Raw genomic sequence first — 22970 nt, forward strand, 5'->3', positions numbered from 1 at the left:
CTGTTATTAGCATACATGGCAAAATATAGGATATTGTATAAAATTCATTACACTAGATGATTAAATGAAAACCTATAAAGATATAAAGACCCGATTACGCCCTTGGCGTTTTGCTTGATATAAAGCGTCATCTGCTTCTTTAAATAAATTTTCAATCGCTCTATGAGAAGATGGGGAATATAAACTTATGCCAATACTCACTTGAATGAAAATTGGTAATTTCCCATAAATATAAATCGGTTGCTGACTAATTTTAATGCGTATTTGCTCTGCAAGATCAAAAGCACTCTCCTTGGTGGTATCTGCAATAAAAATTGCAAATTCTTCACCGCCAAAGCGGCCCAATAAGTCATGAGGATGCAAAATATTTTGAATAGTAGTGACACAAGTCTGTAGGGCGCGGTCGCCTATTTGATGGCCGTAGTTGTCATTAACGTGTTTGAAATGGTCTACATCAAGCATGAAAAATGCTGAGGTTTTATTTTCCTTGTATACCTTTTCTTGAAGTAGTCTGACCGACTGCAAAAACTGGCGTCGGGTGAGGCTAGAGGTTAGCTCGTCATGCGCAATGGCATGTTGAAGCTTTTGAATTAACTCTGAATGTAAAACACTAATGCTAGAGACAGTAAGAGGTGCAATCGTCATCATGATTAATCCAATACGAATGGAAATGGTATTGCTTAAATATTCGTTCGGATAGAGTAAAAGATAATGTCCAGAGACATGATAGATAATATAGGCACTGGTAAAGGTCGTAATGAGTGCAACAATAATAGGTTTGTAGCGAATAGCGCACCAGATGAGTGCGGCAATCGGGTAAAGTAATGAACCAGGACCAGAGTCATAATAGCTAGCGCCAATAGAAATAATGACAGCCAAGAAAGGTAAAAGGTCAATTGCTTCTAAACCACGATTTCTCGAAAAATAATGCTTTACCTGACTATATTGAGGTAGGTTTAATATGATCGGCAAAAGAAGTAGGGCATTTTGTAGTTCTGAAGTGAACCAGTAACCGAATTCATCCCACAAATTACCAAGCATAAATTTGGTATTAAACATAGGCACAAAAGTTGCTGCAAACAATGCACCTGCTACGCTGCCTATACCGCATAAACCAAATAAAAAGAGGTAAGAATAGCCTCGATAGGCCGCTTTAATATGCTGATTAAAAAACATATAGAGGGCGAGGGTAGTAACAACATAAATAAAATTTGACGTTGTTAAAACGAGTGTGAGAGCAAATGGAGTACCCTGAAATAGGTCAGCAATAACATAACCTATGTAGGCACCTAAAAACGTGCTGGGTCGACGTGTGCTCGGAAAGCGAATGAGTAGACCGAGCAAAACAGAATTGGCTGGCCAGAAGAACGCCAGAAAACTTAAAGGACGAGATGCGATGCCAATAAAACAACATACCGTAATAATGAAGCCAAACAGGAGAAAAAATTTTAAAGAAGAGGGAAATGAAAATTCACGAAGTGAGTCTGGCATCAGCTGCCCTTAATGATAAACACTCTTATCCAAGAGTAATAAAATATTATGTATGACTAAACATTCATCATAATTCAGAGGGGAAGTTGAATACAATAAAAAACAAACTAATATTATAAAAAAGTAAGTTATAAAAACTTAATGGTCGATGAACTGTGTAATTATTCTAAAATTAAAAAATGAAAAAAATCATCATAAACAAAAAAACTATTAAATAAACCGATTATGCGTGGTGAAACCCCCCTTACAACCCATAGAAGAATAGTTTTGTTTAGAAAATCATCCGAAAGACTAAGACGCTTCAACTAGCATGCGAAATTAGAAATCAGGTACAATTGGCGGGATTAATTTTGTGTTTGGTGTATTTGAAGGCCAATACATACATTCTTTGTTAAATAATAGGCCTGCCAGGAGTTATCCCCGCATGAGTGCCATTACTCCATACGACTGGGCGATTATCGCCTTCGTGATCGGCGTTACATTTCTTTGCGTCTTTATGCTCACAGTTCCCTTACTCCTCGGGGGGAAATCGTGGGGGCGTGCTAAGCAAGAGCAGTTTGAATCGGGTGTCGTGAGTGCTGGTGGCGCTCGCATTCGCCTGTCTGCAAAGTTCTATTTAGTTGCAATTTTCTTTGTTGTCTTCGACTTAGAGGCACTTTACCTCTATGCATGGTCTACTTCTGTGCGTGAAGTAGGGTGGTTGGGATATACCACTGTCGTGATCTTTGTCGTTGATTTATTGATTGCGCTTGTTTATGCCTTCTCTGTAGGTGCTTTAAGTTGGTCACCAGCAGATCGCCGTAAATCAGCAGGTGAGGCGATTAAAATCGGTTCACCAACAATGAATATTGCTGAAATTACACGCTTTAACTCTATTGAAGAGCTCGTAACTGACCCTACAGGCCAGATTCCAGCTCAATCATCAGGTCGTGTTAAGTCAAAAACTACACCTGCATTGTCATCTGAAAAGGAGTAAGTCGGGATGAAATATACTCTGACCCGCGCGAATCCGGATGCTGATCAATACCCATTGCAAGAACGTCAAATCGTGACAGATCCACTAGAAGAGGAAGTGAATAAAAACGTATTCATGACTCGTTTAGAGGATGTCTTGCATACAGCAGTAAACTGGGGGCGTAAAAACTCCTTGTGGCCATTTAACTTTGGTACCTCATGTTGTTACGTTGAATATGCAACCACCTTAACAGGTGTGCATGACTTGTCACGTTTCGGCGCAGAGGTTATCCGTGCTTCACCTCGTCAAGCTGACTTGATGATTGTTGCAGGGACCTGTTTCGTAAAAATGGCACCAGTTATTCAGCGTCTATATGAACAGATGTTAGAGCCTAAATGGGTCATCTCGATGGGTGCTTGTGCAAACTCTGGAGGTATGTACGACATCTATTCAGTAGTACAAGGTGTAGACAAAATTATTCCTGTTGACGTGTACGTCCCAGGTTGTCCACCTCGTCCTGAAGCATTAATTCAAGCTTTAATGCTTTTACAAGACCAGATTCAATTAGAGCGACGCCCGCTTTCTGCCGTGATCGGTGATGATCTTCAGCCAGTGTATAAGCCAAAGATGATGCCAGAACGTGACCGTAAGAATGCGCAGCGTATTGCCGTTAAAAACTTACGCTCTATGGATGAGATTAAATAATTTTTTGACGGTGCTTTGACATATCTAACCGATATGTTCATCGAGAAAATTGACAGAATTTGTATTAAATAGGAAGCCAAGCCAATGGCTGAAACTGACATTGCTATGCCAGAGTCAACACCAGTTGATTCACGCCCAGCATTTGCAATCGTAGAAGAACTCAAAACCAAATTTGGTGAGAACTTTTACGTGCAGGCGACTTTTGAAGAGTTTCCAACAGTCTGGGTTGAGCGCGCACGCGTGCAAGAAGTCCTTATGTTCCTACGTAAAGTGGAACGTCCATATGTAATGCTGTTTGACTTATCTGCGATGGATGAACGTTTACGTGTTCATCGTGATGGTTTACCAGCATCTGACTTCACTGTGTTCTATCATTTATTATCGCTTGAGCGTAATAGTGACATTCGTATCAAGGTTGCCTTGAACGAAAATGATCTTAACCTTCCGACAGCGACCAATATCTGGCCAAATGCCAACTGGTATGAACGTGAAGCTTACGATATGTTCGGTATCAATTTCGAAGGGCATCCAATGCTCCGTCGTATCTTGTTGCCAACGTACTGGGAAGGTCATCCGTTACGTAAAGAATATTCAGCACGTGCGACAGAATATACGCCGTACATGCAAGACAAAGCGAAACAAGACTTTGAACAAGAGCACTTACGTTTTGTGCCAGAAGACTGGGGTCTTAAACGCGGTAACGCTGACGAAGACTTTATGTTCCTGAACTTGGGTCCTAACCATCCATCTGCACATGGTGCGTTCCGTGTTGTATTGCAGTTAGATGGCGAAGAAGTGAAGGACTGTGTTCCTGATATCGGTTATCACCACCGTGGTGTGGAAAAGATGGCTGAACGTCAAACATGGCATTCTTTCATTCCTTATACTGACCGTGTCGACTACTTAGGTGGTTGTGCTCAGAACATGCCTTATGTGATGGCTGTAGAGCAAATGGCAGGAATCAAAGTTCCTGAACGTGCTCAAGTCATTCGTGTCATGTTGAACGAATTGTTCCGTATTAATAACCACTTGTTGTTCTGTGGTACGGCAATTCAGGATGCCGGTGGTATGACACCAGTATTCTATATGTTCGCAGACCGTCAAAAAGTTTACGACATTGTTGAAGCAATTACGGGTTACCGTATGCATCCAGCATGGTTCCGTATTGGTGGTACAGCGCACGATCTTCCAAATAACTGGCAAAAACTTGTTAAAGAATTGCTAGAGTGGATGCCTAAGCGCTTAAACGAATACTACACGGCAGCATTGAAAAACTCTGTGTTTATTGGTCGTACTCGTAACGTTGCACAATACGATGCCAAGTCTGCACTTGCATGGGGTGTGACAGGTACTGGTTTACGTGCGACAGGTATCGATTTTGACGTTCGTAAATATCGTCCATACAGTGGCTATGAAAACTTCGATTTTGATGTGCCAGTTGAGTATGAAGGCGATGCATATGCACGTGTACTCGTTCACTTCCGTGAAATTACTGAGTCGTTAAAAATTATTCAACAGTGTTTGGATAACATGCCTTCTGGTCCATATAAAGCGGATCATCCATTGGCTGTTCCACCACCGAAAGATAAGACATTACAAGATATTGAAACCTTGATTACGCACTTCTTGAGCGTTTCATGGGGTCCTGTCATGCCAGCGGGCGAGTCATCATTTATGACTGAAGTGGTTAAAGGTGCAAGTACGTATTACTTGACTTCAGATAAATCGACGATGAGTTATCGTACTCGTATTCGTACACCGACGTTTACTCACTTACAGCAAATGCCTGCAGTGATTAACGGCAGTTTGGTATCTGACTTAATCATTTATCTGGCGACCATTGACGTGGTTATGGCTGACGTGGATCGCTAAGAGGTAACACATAATGATGATTTTGACTGATAAAAAGCCACGTGTGAATGTTGAAGGGATTTTGACTGCGGAAGAAATTCACGACATCGAACATCACATTGGTCACTATCCATACCCTCGTGCAGCCTCTTTGGATGCATTGAAGTGTGTACAACGCCGTAATGGTTGGGTAGATGACGCTCAAATGAATGCCATCGCACAGTTATTGTCGATGAGTGTTGCTGATTTGGAAGGTGTTGCAACATTTTACAACCGTATCTATCGCCACCCGGTAGGTCGTCACGTGATTTTGCTTTGTGACTCAATTGCTTGCTTCTTAATGGGTGCAGAAACACTTGCTGAAGCATTCCAGCGCGAATTAGGAATTCAGTATGGTCAAACGACACCAGATGGTCGTTTTACACTGCTTCCAATTTGCTGCCTAGGCAACTGCGACAAAGGCCCAACTTTAATGATTGATGAAGATACTCACGGTTTAGTCGAAGTGACATCAATTAAACAGTTATTGGAGAAGTATGTATGAATACTGAACCAAAACCAATTTATGGCGACGGTAATCCAGAAACTCATCCGCTCACTTGGCGTTTAAGTAAACGTGAAGAAGTTCGTGGTGCTGATGATTACGAAGCACTTGAAGGTTATGCTGGCTTTAAAAAAGCATTAGGCATGAAACCTGCTGAAGTGTTAGATGTCATTAAAGCTGCAACTGTAAAAGGTCGTGGTGGTGCGGGTTTCCCAGCGGGTATTAAATGGTCATTAATGGCACCAAATGATGGTGGTCCACGTTATTTGATCTGTAATGCCGACGAAATGGAGCCGGGTACTTTTAAAGACCGTTTGTTGATGGAAAAACTTCCACATCAATTGATCGAAGGTATGTTGATTGCGGGTTATACCTTAGAGGCAACTCAAGGTTATATCTTTATCCGTGGTGAATATATTGAGGCAGCTCAATACTTAAATGAAGCATTAGAACAGATTCGTGCTAAAGGTTATTTAGGCGAAAACATTTTAGGTTCTGGCTGGAATTTTGATCTGCATGTACATACGGGCGCAGGGCGTTATATCTGTGGTGAAGAAACTGCATTGATTAACTCGCTCGAAGGCCGTCGTGCAAACCCACGTACCAAGCCACCATTCCCGCAAGTTGCAGGGGCATGGGGCCGTCCAACAATTGTGAACAACGTTGAAACTTATAACAACTTGCCAGCAATTATGCTTCGTGGTCCAGAGTGGTATATCGGTTTATCAGCAGGTAAATCAAAAGACCCAGGCACTAAAATTTATGGTGCATCAGGTAAAGTAAAATTCCCAGGTCTTTGGGAGTTGCCATTTGGTACAACTGCACGTGAAGTGATTGAAGATCATGCGGGTGGTATGCGTGAGGGCTTAAAGCTTAAAGCATGGTTGCCAGGTGGTGCTTCAACTGACTTTTTACCGGCTGATACCATTGATTTACCAATGGATGCAGACACGATTATGAAAGCAGGTTCTCGTTTGGGAACATGTTTATTGATGGTGGTAGACGAAACTCAATGTATGGTATCGCTCACTCGTAACTTAGAAGAGTTCTTTGCGCGCGAATCATGTGGTTTCTGTACACCATGTCGTGATGGTTTGCCATGGGCTGTTAAAGCGCTTAAAGCACTTGAAGTAGGCGAAGGTAAGAAAGAAGATATCGATCATTTACAAGAATTGACTCGTAAATTATGGATTGGTAAAACTTTCTGTGCCCACGCACCAGGTGCGATGGAGCCGCTTATGGGCGCACTCAAACATTTCCGTGGTGAGTTTGAAGCGAAAGTGACGACTCGTCCTGTCGTGCAAACCAGCAACGTAGAACAAGCTTAAGGAATTCGACTTATGGCTACAATTCATGTCGATGGAAAATCGTATGAAGTCAACGGCTCGGAAAACTTGCTACAAGCATGTTTGAGTCTGGGCATCGACATCCCATATTTTTGTTGGCATCCATCCTTAGGTTCGGTTGGTTCTTGCCGTCAATGTGCTGTTACGCAATATGCGAATCCAGAAGATACGCGTGGTCGTTTAGTCATGTCATGCATGACACCAGCATCTGACAATACCTATATCTCGATTGAAGACAAAGAAGCAACAGATTTCCGTGCATCTATTGTTGAATTTTTGATGACGAATCACCCGCACGACTGTCCAGTCTGTGAAGAGGGTGGTCACTGTCATTTACAAGATATGACTGTGATGACTGGTCATGACCGTCGTCGCTACCGTTTTACAAAGCGTACGCATTACAACCAAGAACTTGGTTCATTCATTGCACATGAAATGAACCGCTGTATTGCTTGTTACCGTTGTGTTCGTTACTACAACGACTATGCGGGCGGTACGGACTTTGGTGTGTATGCCAATGCATCTCGTGTGTATTTTGGTCGTCCTGAATCAGGTACTTTAGAGTCTGAATTCTCGGGTAACTTGACTGAAGTATGTCCAACAGGTGTATTCACTGATAAGACACATTCAGAGCGTTATAACCGTAAATGGGACATGCAGTATGCACCAAGCGTGTGTCAAGGCTGTTCTTCTGGCTGTAACATTTCTCCGGGTGAACGTTATGGTGAAATCCGTCGCGTAGAAAACCGTTTCAATGGTTCAGTTAACCAATACTTCCTTTGTGATAAAGGTCGTTTTGGCACAGGTTATGTAAACCGTGCAGATCGTCCACGTCAGCCTCAGTTCCGTAACAGTGAAACTGTTGCAACTGTTTCTGTCGATCAAGCTTTAGATCAAACGATTGCGAAGCTTCAAGGCAAAAAAGTTTTGGGTATCGGTTCTCCGCGCGCAAGCTTGGAATCGAACTATGCATTACGTGAGCTTGTAGGTCAGGCAAATTATTCAACTGGTGTTGCGCAAAAAGAGCAAAACCTTGTTGAACTTGCTGCATCTATCATGCAAACCGAGGGCATTTATAACCCGAACATGCGTGAAATCGAAAGCTATGATGCTGTTCTGATTTTAGGTGAAGACCTGACTCAAACAGCACCACGTATGGCCTTGTCAGTTCGTCAAGCTGCGAAAAACAAAGCTCGTGAAATGGCTGCAAAAACACGTACGCCAGACTGGTTAGCTGAGCCTGTACAACGTATTGGTCAAGAAGCAAAATCTCCGATCTATATCTTGGCTGCAACTCAAACTCGTCTTGCCGATGTTGCAACTGGTGAAGTTGTTGCTTCTCCAAATGACATTGCTCGTTTAGGTTTTGCAGTAGCTGCGGCAGTGAAAGGCGAAACAGTGAATGGTTTAGATGACGATGCAAAAGCATTTGCTCAAACCATTGCTGATACGTTAAAAGCAGCAAACAAGCCATTAATCATTGCGGGTACTAGCTTGCAAGATGCTTCTATTATGGAAGCTGCGGCTGAGTTGACTCAGAACTTAGGTTCTAAAGCTGGTTTAAGTCTTGTTGTTCCTGAAGTGAACTCGATGGGCTTGGCATTGTTTGGTGGCTTAAGCCTCGAACAAGCATTTGCTCAAGACTACGACACACTTGTTATTGTTGAAAATGACTTGTTCCGTCGCTTACCTGCTGTACAAGTGCAGGCTGCACTTGATAAAGCTGAAACAGTAATTGTGCTTGATCACAGTGAAACTGAAACTGTGAAACAGGCTGATATTGTACTTTCAGCAGCAAGCTTTGCCGAAGGTGACGGTACGGTTGTAAGCCAAGAAGGTCGTGCACAGCGTTTCTATCAAGTTTACGATCCAAGTTACTACAAACCTGAGTACGCAATTAAAGAATCATGGCGTTGGTTACATGCCATTGAAACTGGCATTAAAGGTAAAGCTGTAGACTGGACATTGCTTGATGATGTGATTGAAAGCATCGTAAAAAATGTACCAGTACTTGAAGCTATTCAAGATGTGGCACCTGATGCAGGTTACCGTGTACATGGTTTGAAAATTGCACGTGAACCACGTCGTTATTCAGGTCGTACAGCAATGCGTGCGTCGTTATCGGTTCATGAGCCTAAACAGCCTACAGATCTAGATTCAGCATTAACATTCTCAATGGAAGGTTATGTTGGTCCGCAAAAAGCATCATCATTAGTACCATTTGCATGGGCTCCGGGCTGGAACTCTCCACAATCTTGGAACAAATACCAAGATGAAGTGGGTGGTCACTTAAAAGGTGGTGATTCAGGTGTTCGTTTATTCGATCGCTTGGCAAAACGCCCTGCACGTAGCTATGTTGCTCCAGTAGCGGTAGTTGCAAACCCTGAAAGTTTCCGCTTAGTGCCAATGCATCATATTTTTGGTTCTGGTGAATTCACAACTAAAACACCTGCAATGGAAACTCGTATTCCAGAAGCTATGTTTGCAGTGGGCGAACAAGATGCAACTCGTTTGAACCTTCAAGAAGGTCAACGTATTACAGTAAAAGCAGGCGAAACCAGTGTGAACTTGCCTGTACAAGTAATTGAATATTTACCTACAGGTTATATTGGTTACCCAGTTGGTTTAGCACCAATGGTGTCACTAGCTGAGCCTGTTTCAGTGGCTTTAGGAGTGTAATTCATGAATCAAGAAATTATACGTCAAACGCCACTTTGGGCTGAGAACTGGCCAATTGCCTACGCTGTAGTTCAAGCAGTTGTGATTTTGCTTGTGGTTGTTTTAGTTGCAGCGTTGATGTCTTTTATTGAACGTCGTTTGCTTGCTTTGTGGCAAGACCGTTATGGTCCAAACCGTGTTGGTCCTGGTGGTATGTTCCAGATCGTTGCCGACATGCTCAAGATCATGTTCAAAGAAGACTGGACACCAAAATTTGCTGACAAACTTACATTCCGTTTAGCACCAGCTGTTGCAATGGCAACAGCGGTTCTTTCATTCATGGTTATCCCGGTGAGTCCTTCACTGGGTGTTGCCGACATGAGTATCGGTTTGTTGTTCTTTATGGCAATGGCTGGTATTGCAGTCTATGCAGTATTGTTTGGTGGCTGGGCTTCAAATAACAAATACTCATTGCTTGGTGGTTTACGTTCAGCTGCTCAAACCATTTCTTATGAAGTGTTCTTGGGTATCTCATTGATGGGTGTGGTTGCAATTGCAGGCTCATTTAACCTTCGTGAAATTGTTGAAGCACAACGCGATGTTTGGTTCGTCATTCCACAATTCTTAGGTTTCTTGATTTTTGTGGTTGCTGGGGTTGCGGTAACTCACCGTCATCCATTTGACCAACCGGAAGCAGAACAAGAATTGGCTGAAGGTTACCATGTTGAATATGGTGGTATGAAATGGGGGATGTTCTTCGTTGCTGAATATGTCAACGTGGTACTTATTTCTGCATTGATCGTAACTTTATTCTTCGGTGGCTGGTTAGCGCCATTCAATTTAGAAATTCCATTTGTTCCGCCAGTATTCTGGTTTGTGATTAAAACAGCATTCTTTGTAATGATGTTTGTTTTGGCTCGTGGTTCTTTAATGCGCCCACGTTATGACCAAGTCATGAACTTTGGTTGGAAAATTTGTTTGCCATTGGCGTTGGTCAACTTGTTAGTGACTGGTGCTGTGATTCTGATGAATCAGGCCTAGGACAGCAGGGAGTACAAAATGTATAAATTTCTAGCTGGATTCGGATCGATTGTACGTTCGTTATTTATGGTATTTAGCCATGTAACGCGTAAACGTGACACGATTCTATATCCAGAAGTACCGGCTGAACAGATTGTGCCGCCACGCTTTCGTGGTCGTATTGTGTTGACGCGTGACCCAGATGGGGAAGAGCGTTGTGTGGCATGTAACCTATGTGCGGTTGCGTGTCCGGTTGGCTGTATCTCATTACAAAAAGCAGAAACAGAAGATGGACGTTGGTATCCGGAATTTTTCCGTATCAACTTTTCACGTTGTATTTTCTGTGGTATGTGTGAAGAAGCTTGCCCAACAACTGCGATTCAGATGACACCAGATTTCGAACTTGGTGAATATGTACGTCAAGACTTGGTTTATGAGAAAGAAAACTTACTCATTTCAGGTCCGGGTAAATACCCAGACTACAACTTCTACCGTGTAGCTGGTATGGCAATTAACGGTAAAGAGAAAGGTCAGGCGCAGAAAGAAAGTGCACCAATCGATGTACGGAGTCTATTACCATGATGTGGCCGTTTTATTTGATGGCACTCGTGGCCATCGTTTCTACGGTTCGTGTAGTGACTAACACGAACCCTGTACACGCTTTACTTAGTCTAATTGTTTCATTGCTTGCTGTTGCTGGTATTTTCATGATCGTGGGGGCGCCTTTTGCAGGTGCTCTTGAAATCATTGTTTATGCCGGAGCAATTATGGTTCTGTTTGTCTTCGTGGTGATGATGTTGAATTTAGGTCAACACACTGTAGAACAAGAACGTAAATGGCTTTCTTCAGATGCTTGGGCATATCCAGCACTCATGAGTTTCTTACTCGGCTTGCTTTTGGTTTGGATGCTTGGTGGTGAATACACCACAATTTCAGCACCACTTGGGGCACAAGTGATTGGACCAAAAGTAGTTGGTCAAGCACTCTTTACTCACTATTTACTATTGGTTGAAGTTGCCGCGATGTTATTGCTAGCAGCCCTTGTTGCAGCATACCACTTAGGTAAACGTGAACCAGGTGCAGAAGAGGAAAAAGAATAATGGGCCAGATTCCTTTAGAACATGGTTTGATTGTTGCAACCATCCTTTTTGCACTCGGTTTTTACGGTGTAATGGTGCGACGCAACCTATTATTTATGTTAATGAGCCTTGAGGTCATGATGAATGCTGCTGCATTGGCATTTGTTCTTGCGGGTAGCGTATGGGCACAACCAGATGGACAAGTTATGTTCATTCTGATTTTGACCCTTGCAGCAGCAGAGGCATGTATCGGTCTTGCGATTGTCCTTCAGTTCTATCATCGCTTCCATCATTTGGATGTGGATGCTGCTAGTGAGATGCGCGGATGAGTTATTTATATCTAACAGTATTATTTCCGCTAATCGGTTTTATTTTATTGGCGGCAGGACGAGACAAACTCTCTGAAAATGTTGCAGCAATTATTGGTGTGGGTTCTGTAGGTTTATCTGCATTATTTGCATTGATTGCTGGAATGGCATTTACCACAAGTGGTCAGCAAGTTTTTGTTCAAAATCTGTGGACATGGTTCAATGTTGGCGGTTTTGCACCGGGCATTAGCTTACATTTAGATGGCTTATCTTTACTCATGATGGGCATGGTTACGGGTGTTGGTTTCTTAATCCACATCTTTGCATCATGGTACATGCGCGGTGAAGAAGGTTATGCGCGCTTCTTCTCTTATTTCAACCTATTTGTTGCCAGCATGCTTGTGCTTGTATTGGGTGACAACTTAGCGTTGTTATTCTTAGGTTGGGAAGGCGTAGGTCTTTGCTCTTATTTGCTTATTGGTTTCTATTATGCAAACCCTGCAAATGGTTGGGCTGCGATCAAAGCATTTACAGTTACCCGTGTAGGTGACGTATTCTTGCTTATTGCTTTATTCTTGCTTTACCAACAATTTGGTACATTGAATACTCAGTACATTGTTGAACACGCAGCAGAAGTAATGACGAAGAGTTCGTCACTTACCATCTGGACTGCATTAATGTTGTTCTTGGGTGCTGCTGGTAAATCTGCTCAAATTCCATTGCAAACATGGTTGGCAGATGCAATGGCAGGTCCAACACCTGTTTCTGCATTAATCCATGCAGCAACAATGGTAACGGCGGGTGTGTATTTATGCTGCCGTCTATTCAGCGTATTTGAACTTGCGCCTGAAGTGATGCAATTCATTTCGGTAACAGGTGCTGTGACTTTGTTAGTTGCAGGTTTTGCTGCACTGGTTCAAACAGACATCAAACGTATCTTGGCTTACTCAACAATGAGTCAGCTTGGTTATATGTTTATGGCTGTAGGTGCTGAAGCTTATCAAGCTGGCTTGTTCCACATGTTGGCTCACGCATTCTTCAAAGCTTTATTATTCTTGTCTTCTGGTGCGGTGATTCTTGCTTACCACCACGAGCAAAATATCTTCAAAATGGGTGGTTTGTTCAAACGTAACAAATTCCTGTTTGCTTGTTTCGCGATTGGTGGCGGTGCATTAGCAGCTATTCCATTCTTGACCATTGGCTTCTTCTCTAAAGATGCGATTCTTGGTGAAGTTTGGGTACAAGGCCAATCAGTTGCTTTATACCACACCTTATATTGGGTGGGTGTAGCAGGTGCATTCCTGACTTCAATTTATACATTCCGTTTAATCTGGGTTGTATTCTTTGGTCAAGAAAACACGCCTTACCATGAAATTAAAGGTGCAACTTACTGGGCTCCATTGGGTATTTTAGCTGTACTGTCTACTTTTGTTGGTGCCGTATTAAAAGCACCTGTAGCTGGTATTCTTAATACTGCAAAAATTCCTGAATTCCATGTGGCTGAACAATTTGTAGAAGGCATGCATGGGGCAGAGCATTTAGCAGTAGGAATTGCGCTAGTTGGTCTAGTTGTTGGTATAGCATTATTTACATTTGCTTATGGTGCAGTGAAATCATTCGCTCAAACAAGTTTGGGTGCAGGTCTGGCACATATTTGCCGTACTGCTTTTGGTTTTGATGCATTGTATGACATCGTTTTTGTTAAACCTTATTTATTCTTCGCCAAAATCTTTGGCCGTGACCCGATTGACAGTTTGTGGCTAGTTCTTCCTGCACTTGTAAAAGGCGGAAATAGTTTTACAAGCTCACGTCAAACCGGTTCATTGCGTGAATACGCATCAAGTATGTCACTCGGTGTAGTGGTGTTATTGATGATCTTGATCGTTATTCAGGTAGTGGGGAAATAAAATGGAAAACAATTTAATTTTACCCGCGCTGATTCTTGTTCCGTTCATTGCTGGTTTTATTTGTTGGTTAGTCGATAAGCTCGACAAAACTTTGCCACGCTGGATTGCCTTAATTGGTATGCTCATTACTTTGGGCTTAGGTCTTGCACTTTGGCAAAGTGGAACTTATAGCTATGAGTTGGGTTCAAAAATCCCAACTTGGACTGCTGAGTTCTATTTACCGTGGATTCAATCACTCGGTATCGGCATTCACCTTGCTGTGGATGGCTTATCTTTACTCATGGTGTTATTAACAGCATTACTTGGTGTACTTGCTGTTGGTTGTTCATGGGGCGAAATTCAAAAGAACGTTGGTTTCTTCCACTTAAACCTCTTATGGAGTTTAGGTGGCGTTATCGGTGTATTCTTAGCGATTGACTTGTTCTTGTTCTTCTTCTTCTGGGAGATGATGCTTGTACCAATCTACTTCCTGATTGCGCTATGGGGTCATAAAGGTTCAAACGGTCGTTCACGTGTTTACGCAGCTACCAAGTTCTTCCTTTACACGCAGATCGCTGGTTTAGTAATGTTAATCGGTATCCTTGGTCTTGTAGTTTATGGCTACATGATGACAGGCATGATCGGTTTCGATTACAACTATTTATTAGCTGTAGCCAACCACTTACCTGCAAACCTAGCGTATGGTTTCATGATCTGTTTCTTCATTGGTTTTGCCGTGAAGTTACCAGTATTTCCATTACATGGTTGGTTGCCGGATGCGCATGCTCAAGCTCCTACAGCAGGTTCTGTGGACTTAGCGGGTATCTTGATTAAAACAGCTGCCTATGGCTTGCTTCGTTTTGTAATTCCATTCTTCCCGACAGCTTCTGCTCAGTTTGCAGATATTGCGATTATTTTCGGTTTGATTGGTATTTTCTACGGCGCATGGTGTGCTTACCAGCAAACTGACATGAAACGTTTACTTGCGTATACGTCGATTTCACACATGGGCTTTATTTTACTTGCAATTTACGCAGGTAACATTTTGACCTTCCAAGGTCTAATGATCATGATGTTGGCACATGGTTTGTCATCAGCTGCATTGTTCATTATGTCTGGTCAGATCTACGAACGTTTACATACACGTGATTTACGTTTAATGGGTGGTCTTCGTGGCCAGCTTCAGTACTTGCCATTTTTCTTGATGTTCTTCGTAGCTGCTCTTGTAGGCGTGCCAGGTTTGGGTAACTTTATTGGTGAATTCCTGATTTTGATGGGTTCATTTAATAAATATCCTGTCTTCACGATTCTTGCTTCTATCAGCCTTGTATTTGCAGGCTTATATGGCTTGATCTTGATTCACCGTGCTTTATTTGGTGAACCAAACCCTGAACAAAAGCAACACTACACTAGTCCACTAAAAGACTTATCTGCTCGTGAAGTTGGTATTTTGATGATTTGTGCGATTGGTCTCGTTTGGCTTGGTATCTACCCACAAACATTCTTGGATATGTCTCATTCAAGCATGCAGTGGTTGGTCAATAGTTATATGCCAGTTCAAGAAGTCGTTGAAACTGTTCAGCAAACAGCTACTCAACTTGACCATGTGGAGATCCAATAATCATGAACTTCACAGTATCACTCTCTACGCTTATGCCTTTAGCTCCGGTGATGATTGTTGCTTTGACAACAATCGTCGTCATGCTGTTAATTTCTATTAAGCGTAATCATAATTTAATCGCAACAACTTCTGTGGTTGGTTTAAACCTCGCTGCACTTTATATTTTATTTGCAGTATTTGGCGGTAAGTTTGTACCGGCAAATGTGATGGGCATGTTTATGGTTGATCCATTTACCATGTTCTATCAATTTATGATTTTGATTGCGGCATTGGCTTGTTGTACTTTGTCTCATGCTTACATCGAAACTTATAAAGATAACCGCGAAGAGCTATACCTTTTGTTACTTGCTTCAGTAGCAGGTGCAATGTTGATGGTTGCAAGTTCTCACTATGCATCGTTCTTCATTAGCCTTGAGTTAATGTCGATTCCTGTATATGGCTTACTTGCTTATACTTATCAACGTAGTAGTTCACTTGAGGCTGGTATTAAATATCTTGTACTTTCAGCGACAGCTTCTGCAATGTTGTTGATGGGTATGGCATATATCTATGCATATACTGGTTCGCTTTCATTCTATGATTCTGTACAGGCGTTATTTGGTGCAATCAAACAGCCAATGGTGTTATTAGGTTTAGCACTCATTATCTTTGCTGTTGCATTTAAATTATCGCTTGCGCCATTCCATAAATGGACACCAGATGTATATGCGGGTGCACCAGCGCCAATGGCAACTTTCTTGGCGACCGCTGCTAAAGTTGCAACTATTGGTTTGTTTGTGCGCTATATGCTTGCTTCAGGCGCAATTATGGTGGACTCGTTAGTCACTATTTTGACAATCATTGCAGTATTGTCGATTTTAGTGGGTAACTTACTCGCTGTTCGTCAAGTTAACTTAAAACGTATTCTTGGTTATTCATCTATTGCTCATTTTGGTTATTTGTTAATTGCTTTAATTAGCATGACTTATGCGAGCTTGGGTAGCGTAACTGTATATGTGGTGTCTTACGTATTAACAACTATCGGTGCTTTTGGTGCGGTAGCGTTAATGTCTAGCCCATATAACAACGTAGATGAAGCGCAAAGTCTTGCAGACTACCGTGGTTTGTTCTGGCGTCGTCCAGTACTTACAGCAACTTTAACAGTCATGATGCTATCTTTGGCTGGTATTCCATTAACAGCAGGCTTCATTGGTAAGTTCTTGGTTGTAATGGCTGCTGTAACAACTCAACACTGGTTCTTGGCTGCAATGATTATTGTGGGTAGTGGTATTGGTTTGTACTATTACTTACGTGTGATGGTTGTAATGTATATGACACCACCAGAAACTCCTCGTATTGATGCAGATGCTCATTGGGGTCAAAAAGTAGGTGGTTTAATGGTATTGGCTGCTGCTGCATTAGTTATTATTTTGGGTGTTTACCCAGATCCAATGATTAATTTGGCATTAAAAGCAGAAATTTTATCTCCATTACATTTCATGCTTTCACAACAACAATAATCCTAGTGTACAAAAAAGCCTCCAAATCTGGAGGCTTTTTTTTATTGGGCATTAAAAAAAGATTATAATAAATACGTTTTTATATTTTTAGGTAACATCTGTGGCCATTCAAGAAATTCGTCACCCACTTATTCGTCATAAATTAGGTTTGTTACGTCGTTCTGACATCAGTACTAAGAATTTCCGTGAGCTTGCTCAGGAAGTGACTATGTTATTGACGTATGAAGCAACAAAAGATTTACCAGTTGTGGATTGTGAAATTAATGGATGGGCCGGAACTGTTACTACTCAGCGTATTGCTGGTAAAAAAATAACGATTGTACCGATTTTACGTGCAGGAATTGGTATGTTGGATGGCGTACTTAATCTGATTCCAAGTGCAAAGGTTAGTGTTTTAGGTCTTGAACGTAATGAAGAAACATTGGAAGTTCGTACTTATTATAAAAAACTAGTTCCAGATGTCGCTAATCGTCTTGCAATGATTATCGATCCAATGTTGGCAACAGGTAATTCATTAGTTGCTGCTATTGATGTGTTAAAGGCAAGTGGCTGTAAAGATATACGTGTTATGGTATTAGTTGCTGCCCCAGAAGGTGTTGCTAAAGTTGAAGCCGCTCATCCAGATGTACAGATTTATACAGCATCTATTGATAATGGCTTAAATGAACAGGGCTATATTGTTCCTGGTTTAGGTGATGCGGGCGATAAAATTTTTGGTAGTGTCCAAAAAGACTAATTTTTGAAATAACGATAAAAAGAGACTTAATCAAACCGTAAAGTTTTGAGGGCGGATTGAAAGTCTCTTTTTAATTTTCTGCTGTAATAACAGTATTGAAAAAGTAGGGTAAAGATCATGAAGCAAGAGTTTTATACCGGAAAAGTTAAACAATATGATCCAGACAAAGGATTTGGTTTTATTGGAACGGCTGAAGGAGATATTTTCTTTCATATTTCGGATTTTCCTGCATCAGAAGGGGAGCCGAAAAGAAATGAAAAAGTGAAATTTCTCGCTGTAGATAATCAGGGGAAATTTAAGGCTATAAAGATTGAACGTATCGATCCTAATCCGTCTAAAACCAAAAAAACTCAAATTACCGATCATAATAAAGCGATTACAACAGAGTTGTTATCACATTTTCGACGTTAATAGTGTTCTCAATCTTCAAGGCTATCTTGGGCTGAGATTGGCAGAGAAGATTTTTGATCGCGTTTGAAACGAGTAAGTAATACAAAATTAAGGGAGGTGTTAACTTCCCTTAATTGTTTTAAGTAATAAATAATAAAATGAAAAGAATGGTGAGTTATCTGAGAACAACTCAAGATGGCACTAGAAGATCAGGTCTTAAACCTGCTCTTCACAGAATTGTAAGAATGCTTTGAGGCCAGGACCTTGGTATTTTTGACGATGTACCAACATGTAAAGTGGGCGAGTAAGTTGCCAGAATGGCGTATCTAAAATAACTAATTGTTCTTTTTCAATTAAAGGTTCAATAGCGAGTTTAGAGATACAAGACATTCCTAAACCACCAGCAACGATTTTCAAAATTGCTTCATTGTGACCTAGTGTGAGGCGAATATTAGCGTCTGGGAGATCTTGCAAAATAGCATTATCGAACACTTCACGAGTTCCCGAACCTTCTTCACGTAAAATCCATTCAACTTGATAAAAATCATGTGCTGTTAAAGGTCGATTTAAACGTGCTAGCGGGTGATTAGGGGAGCAGCATACAGCAAGCTCGTCATCTCGCCAGTGAATGCATTGAAGTTGAGGCAGATGACACGAGCCTTCAATTAATGCCAAATCAAGTTGAAACTGATTAACCGCTTCAATCATTTGGCGTGTATTGCCCACCTGTAATTGCAAGTGCGCCTTAGGATGAGATTGTAAAAAGTTCGCCATTAAATCTGGCATGAGGTAATCACTGATCGTTAGAGTTGCCCCAATACGTAAATCAATGCTTTGCAACTCACCTTTTGCAGCTTGCTCAAAAGCCTCACAGCGACCTAATATTTCTAGCGCTTGTGGCAATAAAAAGCGACCAAGATCATTAAGTTGTAGTCGTTTACCTAAACGATCAAATAGAGGGGCACCAAGACCATCCTCTAAATCGGCTAAAGCCATACTTGCTGCACTTTGCGTCAGTCTGACCGCATCACTGGCTTTGGTGACAGTTCCTTCTTGAGCGACTGCTACAAAAACAGCCAACTGGCGTAATGTCATGCGCATGTTTAAAAAGCCTTAACGTTTAAAAGTATTCATTATTTCGGCTGTCATGCTAACATGAGCGCACTATTTCATGCCACGTTGAAATCATGTCAATTGAAAAATTTAGCGTAGAAAAAGTTTTATCTGTACACCGCTGGACCCCAACTCTTTTCAGTTTCACCATGACCCGCCCTGCACATTTTAAATTTACTGCTGGGCAATTTGCACGTATTGGACTGAAAGTTGGAGAAGAACTTGTTGTTCGTGCCTATTCGGTGGTGTCTTCTCCATTTGATGAAACGCTAGAATTTTTCTCGATCGTGGTACCTGATGGCGCATTTACCTCAAATCTTCAACATTTGAAGGTAGGAGATGAGCTTTATTTAGAAAAAATACCTTATGGTTATCTTACTTTAGCTCGCTATCAACAACCTTTACCGCATGATTTATGGTTATTAGCAACAGGTACTGGCTTAGCTCCATTTTTATCGATGCTACAAGACTTCGATACATGGTCGAAATATCAAAAGATCAATTTGGTTTACAGTGTACGTACAGCTGCTGAGTTAGCTTATGTCGATCGTATTCAAGAGATTGCTGAAACTTTTGGGGAAGGGCACGTCGGTTTTAAATTTATTTCAATTATTACGCGTGATCCATCAGCAGAGTTACATGACCGTTTACCGGTTTTGATTGAAAACGGAGAATTAGAAAAATTTGCTGGTATAGAATTGAGCCCCGCAACAAGCCATGTCATGCTTTGTGGAAACCCACAAATGGTAGATGACACGAAAGAGGCTTTAAAACGCCGTGGTTTGACGATGAATCGTCGAGGTGAGGGAAATATTGCAGTAGAAAATTACTGGTAACAAACGACAATTAAAAGAACTTTAAAATTATTTTTATGGATATGTTTATTAATGGACAAACATATCCATAAATTCACGAATTTCGGAAATCGCACTGTCTACATCGCTTGAAAGCCAAGTAGGTTCAAAAAGGCCTGCATAATGTTCTAAACGGTCTTGGGGAACAACTAAGCGAACAGGACAGTCTTCTTCAAGTAAACGCCAAGGTAAAATCGGAACTTCATTGTCCAGAAAAATATTGATATTACGAATATCAACAATCATAGCGTTAATGCAGTCAGGAAATGGCATAACTGAAAATTCTTCAGTGCGACGACGAAAATACTCTAGATCACCCCATTTGAGTTCATAACTTGGTTTATTAAATTCAATAATACCAATGAGATGTTCGTCTCTTGTCTGGTGGATATAACATTGATGTGTGACGTCAGTGTCGAGATCAAGAGTTACGTTTTGCTGACGATACATCATAAAATAGAGTAGCTTTAAAACATGGGGGCTTATTATAGCCTATTTTCTAAAAAGTAAGCGCTAAAACATATTGTATTACAAATGGGACATAGACGAAGTTCGTGAATAACTAGAAATTATTTTTAATCGTCTAAATTAATGTGTGCAAATTTTATACTATTCTTATTATTTTAAAAGTAGAGTTTTGCAATCACAGACACCTTCGCATAATGCTTTTTCACACAATGCAACAAAGCAAATTGCTATGATGAATATAAAGTTAATGATAATAGAAGAGGGGAAAGAAGATGCATGATTTTTCAAAACCACCTCATGTGACGAGTCCTGAAGAAACTGCTAAAAAAAGAAGATTGCCAGTTTATATTTTAATTATTGTTGGGCTTTTTCTTCTGGCGCTTATTGTTTATATGGTTGCTGACCACAACCAGACTCCTAAACAAGAGGGAACTTTTCAAAATGAAACCACACCACATGTAATTAAGGGTAGTTCAGATTTGAATTTAAAGACCTATATAGGGTAATAAGCGAATCAGTTTATCTTGATATCAAGCCTTTAGGTGTAAACCTGAAGGCTTTTTTGCAACCTTTTGCATCAATTTGTTGTATTTATGCAGAAGTGTGTTGATTAGAAAATATTCAAAACATAATGTGAGATAGACCACATTCATCGTCATTTTTTACAACGAATGGTGTTTCCTAGAGATAACACTGAAAAGAACAGAACAATTGAGGACATAACAATATGAATGATTTTTTTGATGGGCCTCGCGGCGCTCAATTTGATGCAATGTATTACTGGGATCAGTTTCATCCTATTCTGGCTGCAATAGTGATCTTATTAGTTGGTTGGATAATTGCTTTATTGGTAGCAGCAGGTGTGAAAAAGCTACTACAAAAAGTAAATACCAATGCAAAACTATCCTCAGCCACTGGTCGAGCCCCCAATATTGAGGGCTTAATTTCCAAGGTCGTATTCTGGTTTATCTTAATCTTAGCGGTTGTCGCAGCTCTCAATGTACTTAACATTAGTGGAGTAAGTGGCCCGTTCAGCAATATGGTAAATCAGGTACTCGTCTATATTCCAAATATTGTGGCTGCTGTTGTGGTGGGTTTTATTGGTTGGATCGTTGCTCGACTGGTGAGAGCAGGGGTGACCAATGTTTTATCCCGAACTCAACTCGATGATAAGTTAAGCAGTGAAGTGGGTGTAGGTGGAATTAGCCAAAATATCGGTGAGATTCTTTACTGGCTTGTATTATTACTTTTCCTTCCGATTGTTCTTTCAATATTAGGATTAACAGGTCTACTGATTCCAGTTCAGAATATGGTAAATGAAGCAGTAGCTTTCTTACCAAATATCTTTATTGCAGGCGTTATCGTTTTTGTTGGGTATATCTTGGCAAAAATTGTACGCGGTATTGTTGAAGGTTTAATTAATAGCTTAGGTGTTCAGGCTCAAGCGGAAAAAATTGGTCTTTTCAAAAGCTCTAATGTAGGCAAATTCTTAGGCTCGTTTGTTTTTGCCATCATTATTATTACGACATTGATTGTGGCTTTTGAAGCTTTAGGCATTGAAACAATTTCTCAGCCAGCGACAGCAATGCTGAATGAAATCTTACGTGCAATTCCAAATATTATTGCGGCTGGTTTAATTCTACTGGTTGCTTATATTGTTTCTCGTTTTGTTGGGCGTTTGGTTGCAGAGTTAATTGCAGGCACTGGTGTTGATGAAATTCCTGCCAAATTAGATGTACAACGCTTTTTAGGTGAAACCAAAGTTTCTAGTGCTGTCGGTTGCCTAATCGTATTCTTTACCATGCTATTTGCAGTATCTGAAGCAGCAGATCGTCTTGGTTTCGACCAAATCAGTGGTCTAATTGCAATGTTCATCCATTTTGGTGCAAACATTCTATTGGGTGCTGTAATTCTAGTAATTGGTTTCTGGCTAGCGAATGTTGTAGCGAATGTGGTTCAACGTGGTGAATATAATAGCTCGCGTTGGTTAGGCAGTTTAGTTCGTGTCTTAATTATTGGTCTCGTACTTGCGCTTGGTTTAAGAGCGATGGGTATTGCAGATTCAATTGTTAATCTTGCATTTGGTTTAACTCTAGGTGCGGTTGCAGTGGCTTTCGCTCTTGCATTCGGTTTAGGTGGTCGCCAACCAGCAGAACGACTTTTAACTGATTTGTTAGATAAAGCTAAGAAAGAAGCGAATCAACCAAATCCTCTTTATCAACCGCCTTCTAGTACGACTAGTGCGGCTTCATCGACAACTACATCTGCGCCAACCACTCCACCATCAACAGTTTCATCTGATGCAAAACCAGCAGATTCTGTGCAGGTGAATCCAGCGCAACCTCCAGTGAATAAACCATTTGGTTCTACGGGCGAAAATGATGAAATTTAAGGGAATTAAACTGAATTTCAGATAAACAGTACAAAAAATCTTTGATTTTTGTGA

21 protein-coding genes are annotated in these 22970 nt (G+C 41.1%); 18 read left to right on the top strand and 3 right to left on the bottom strand.

What is annotated here, in order from left to right:
- Positions 1-72 precede the first annotated feature (72 nt).
- Positions 73-1491: a GGDEF domain-containing protein gene (locus AC07M3_RS15380; RefSeq protein ID WP_092709345.1), complete on the bottom strand. Its 1419-nt coding sequence runs from the start codon at positions 1489-1491 to the stop codon at positions 73-75.
- Between the two features lie 424 nt (positions 1492-1915).
- On the opposite strand from AC07M3_RS15380, the gene ndhC reads away from it, so the two are divergent.
- From ndhC to AC07M3_RS15455, 15 genes are all read left to right on the top strand, one after another.
- Entirely contained in the window at positions 1916-2467 is a 552-nt protein-coding gene (ndhC, locus tag AC07M3_RS15385) for an NADH-quinone oxidoreductase subunit A (protein WP_003653481.1), read from the top strand.
- A 6-nt stretch (positions 2468-2473) separates the two neighbouring features.
- Complete coding sequence (locus AC07M3_RS15390; protein ID WP_002050353.1) at positions 2474-3151, top strand: NuoB/complex I 20 kDa subunit family protein; 678 nt, start codon at positions 2474-2476, stop codon at positions 3149-3151.
- An 84-nt stretch (positions 3152-3235) separates the two neighbouring features.
- On the top strand, positions 3236-5023 hold the full coding sequence (gene nuoC, locus AC07M3_RS15395) for an NADH-quinone oxidoreductase subunit C/D (RefSeq protein WP_016139137.1): 1788 nt from the start codon (positions 3236-3238) through the stop codon (positions 5021-5023).
- A 13-nt stretch (positions 5024-5036) separates the two neighbouring features.
- On the top strand, positions 5037-5546 hold the full coding sequence (nuoE, locus tag AC07M3_RS15400) for an NADH-quinone oxidoreductase subunit NuoE (RefSeq protein WP_003653477.1): 510 nt from the start codon (positions 5037-5039) through the stop codon (positions 5544-5546).
- A complete protein-coding gene (gene nuoF, locus AC07M3_RS15405) occupies positions 5543-6874 on the top strand; it encodes an NADH-quinone oxidoreductase subunit NuoF (protein WP_003653475.1) in 1332 nt (443 codons plus the stop codon). Before nuoE ends, nuoF begins: the two co-directional genes overlap by 4 nt.
- 12 nt (positions 6875-6886) lie before the next feature.
- Complete coding sequence (gene nuoG, locus AC07M3_RS15410) at positions 6887-9571, top strand: NADH-quinone oxidoreductase subunit NuoG (protein ID WP_494567697.1); 2685 nt, start codon at positions 6887-6889, stop codon at positions 9569-9571.
- 3 nt (positions 9572-9574) lie between these two features.
- Positions 9575-10591 (top strand): NADH-quinone oxidoreductase subunit NuoH, encoded by a 1017-nt coding sequence (nuoH, locus tag AC07M3_RS15415; RefSeq protein WP_003653472.1) that lies wholly within the window; start codon positions 9575-9577, stop codon positions 10589-10591.
- 18 nt (positions 10592-10609) lie between these two features.
- Complete coding sequence (nuoI, locus tag AC07M3_RS15420) at positions 10610-11152, top strand: NADH-quinone oxidoreductase subunit NuoI (RefSeq protein ID WP_003653469.1); 543 nt, start codon at positions 10610-10612, stop codon at positions 11150-11152.
- Positions 11152-11670 carry an NADH-quinone oxidoreductase subunit J gene (gene nuoJ / locus AC07M3_RS15425; RefSeq protein WP_014205902.1) on the top strand — a complete coding sequence of 173 codons (519 nt, stop codon included), beginning with the start codon at positions 11152-11154 and terminating at the stop codon, positions 11668-11670. The genes nuoI and nuoJ overlap by 1 nt, the downstream gene beginning before the upstream one ends.
- A complete protein-coding gene (nuoK, locus tag AC07M3_RS15430; protein WP_003653467.1) occupies positions 11670-11978 on the top strand; it encodes an NADH-quinone oxidoreductase subunit NuoK in 309 nt (102 codons plus the stop codon). The genes nuoJ and nuoK overlap by 1 nt, the downstream gene beginning before the upstream one ends.
- Positions 11975-13864 carry an NADH-quinone oxidoreductase subunit L gene (nuoL, locus tag AC07M3_RS15435; protein WP_003653465.1) on the top strand — a complete coding sequence of 630 codons (1890 nt, stop codon included), beginning with the start codon at positions 11975-11977 and terminating at the stop codon, positions 13862-13864. Before nuoK ends, nuoL begins: the two co-directional genes overlap by 4 nt.
- Position 13865: 1 nt before the next feature.
- Positions 13866-15464 carry an NADH-quinone oxidoreductase subunit M gene (gene nuoM, locus AC07M3_RS15440; RefSeq protein WP_003653463.1) on the top strand — a complete coding sequence of 533 codons (1599 nt, stop codon included), beginning with the start codon at positions 13866-13868 and terminating at the stop codon, positions 15462-15464.
- Positions 15465-15466: 2 nt separating this feature from the next.
- Entirely contained in the window at positions 15467-16963 is a 1497-nt protein-coding gene (gene nuoN / locus AC07M3_RS15445; RefSeq protein ID WP_003653461.1) for an NADH-quinone oxidoreductase subunit NuoN, read from the top strand.
- A gap of 100 nt (positions 16964-17063) precedes the next feature.
- Complete coding sequence (gene upp / locus AC07M3_RS15450) at positions 17064-17699, top strand: uracil phosphoribosyltransferase (protein ID WP_003653460.1); 636 nt, start codon at positions 17064-17066, stop codon at positions 17697-17699.
- A 117-nt stretch (positions 17700-17816) separates the two neighbouring features.
- Complete coding sequence (locus tag AC07M3_RS15455; RefSeq protein ID WP_005042841.1) at positions 17817-18110, top strand: cold shock domain-containing protein; 294 nt, start codon at positions 17817-17819, stop codon at positions 18108-18110.
- A 195-nt stretch (positions 18111-18305) separates the two neighbouring features.
- Here AC07M3_RS15455 and gigC read toward each other — a convergent pair whose 3' ends face one another.
- A complete protein-coding gene (gene gigC / locus AC07M3_RS15460) occupies positions 18306-19190 on the bottom strand; it encodes a LysR family transcriptional regulator GigC (RefSeq protein ID WP_494567698.1) in 885 nt (294 codons plus the stop codon).
- 86 nt (positions 19191-19276) lie between these two features.
- On the opposite strand from gigC, the gene AC07M3_RS15465 reads away from it, so the two are divergent.
- Positions 19277-20038: a ferredoxin--NADP reductase gene (locus tag AC07M3_RS15465; protein WP_494567699.1), complete on the top strand. Its 762-nt coding sequence runs from the start codon at positions 19277-19279 to the stop codon at positions 20036-20038.
- A gap of 48 nt (positions 20039-20086) precedes the next feature.
- Here the strand turns inward: AC07M3_RS15465 and AC07M3_RS15470 are convergent, their stop codons facing one another.
- Entirely contained in the window at positions 20087-20506 is a 420-nt protein-coding gene (locus AC07M3_RS15470; RefSeq protein ID WP_171056780.1) for a hypothetical protein, read from the bottom strand.
- 290 nt (positions 20507-20796) lie between these two features.
- On the opposite strand from AC07M3_RS15470, the gene AC07M3_RS15475 reads away from it, so the two are divergent.
- Complete coding sequence (locus AC07M3_RS15475) at positions 20797-21030, top strand: hypothetical protein (RefSeq protein ID WP_045436523.1); 234 nt, start codon at positions 20797-20799, stop codon at positions 21028-21030.
- Between the two features lie 221 nt (positions 21031-21251).
- Positions 21252-22916 (top strand): mechanosensitive ion channel, encoded by a 1665-nt coding sequence (locus tag AC07M3_RS15480; protein ID WP_494567700.1) that lies wholly within the window; start codon positions 21252-21254, stop codon positions 22914-22916.
- The last annotated feature ends 54 nt before the right edge of the window (positions 22917-22970 follow it).

The sequence above is a fragment of the Acinetobacter sp. GW821-FHT09D10 genome (assembly GCF_059416285.1).

What these genes read in the sequence shown, in the direction of transcription:
- AC07M3_RS15380 (WP_092709345.1), bottom strand. Translation starts at nt 1,491, where the DNA reads ATGCCAGACTCACTTCGTGAATTTTCATTTCCCTCTTCTTTAAAATTT.
- ndhC (WP_003653481.1), top strand. Translation starts at nt 1,916, where the DNA reads ATGAGTGCCATTACTCCATACGACTGGGCGATTATCGCCTTCGTGATC.
- AC07M3_RS15390 (WP_002050353.1), top strand. Translation starts at nt 2,474, where the DNA reads ATGAAATATACTCTGACCCGCGCGAATCCGGATGCTGATCAATACCCA.
- nuoC (WP_016139137.1), top strand. Translation starts at nt 3,236, where the DNA reads ATGGCTGAAACTGACATTGCTATGCCAGAGTCAACACCAGTTGATTCA.
- nuoE (WP_003653477.1), top strand. Translation starts at nt 5,037, where the DNA reads ATGATGATTTTGACTGATAAAAAGCCACGTGTGAATGTTGAAGGGATT.
- nuoF (WP_003653475.1), top strand. Translation starts at nt 5,543, where the DNA reads ATGAATACTGAACCAAAACCAATTTATGGCGACGGTAATCCAGAAACT.
- nuoG (WP_494567697.1), top strand. Translation starts at nt 6,887, where the DNA reads ATGGCTACAATTCATGTCGATGGAAAATCGTATGAAGTCAACGGCTCG.
- nuoH (WP_003653472.1), top strand. Translation starts at nt 9,575, where the DNA reads ATGAATCAAGAAATTATACGTCAAACGCCACTTTGGGCTGAGAACTGG.
- nuoI (WP_003653469.1), top strand. Translation starts at nt 10,610, where the DNA reads ATGTATAAATTTCTAGCTGGATTCGGATCGATTGTACGTTCGTTATTT.
- nuoJ (WP_014205902.1), top strand. Translation starts at nt 11,152, where the DNA reads ATGTGGCCGTTTTATTTGATGGCACTCGTGGCCATCGTTTCTACGGTT.
- nuoK (WP_003653467.1), top strand. Translation starts at nt 11,670, where the DNA reads ATGGGCCAGATTCCTTTAGAACATGGTTTGATTGTTGCAACCATCCTT.
- nuoL (WP_003653465.1), top strand. Translation starts at nt 11,975, where the DNA reads ATGAGTTATTTATATCTAACAGTATTATTTCCGCTAATCGGTTTTATT.
- nuoM (WP_003653463.1), top strand. Translation starts at nt 13,866, where the DNA reads ATGGAAAACAATTTAATTTTACCCGCGCTGATTCTTGTTCCGTTCATT.
- nuoN (WP_003653461.1), top strand. Translation starts at nt 15,467, where the DNA reads ATGAACTTCACAGTATCACTCTCTACGCTTATGCCTTTAGCTCCGGTG.
- AC07M3_RS15455 (WP_005042841.1), top strand. Translation starts at nt 17,817, where the DNA reads ATGAAGCAAGAGTTTTATACCGGAAAAGTTAAACAATATGATCCAGAC.
- gigC (WP_494567698.1), bottom strand. Translation starts at nt 19,190, where the DNA reads ATGCGCATGACATTACGCCAGTTGGCTGTTTTTGTAGCAGTCGCTCAA.
- AC07M3_RS15465 (WP_494567699.1), top strand. Translation starts at nt 19,277, where the DNA reads ATGTCAATTGAAAAATTTAGCGTAGAAAAAGTTTTATCTGTACACCGC.
- AC07M3_RS15470 (WP_171056780.1), bottom strand. Translation starts at nt 20,506, where the DNA reads ATGTATCGTCAGCAAAACGTAACTCTTGATCTCGACACTGACGTCACA.
- AC07M3_RS15475 (WP_045436523.1), top strand. Translation starts at nt 20,797, where the DNA reads ATGCATGATTTTTCAAAACCACCTCATGTGACGAGTCCTGAAGAAACT.
- AC07M3_RS15480 (WP_494567700.1), top strand. Translation starts at nt 21,252, where the DNA reads ATGAATGATTTTTTTGATGGGCCTCGCGGCGCTCAATTTGATGCAATG.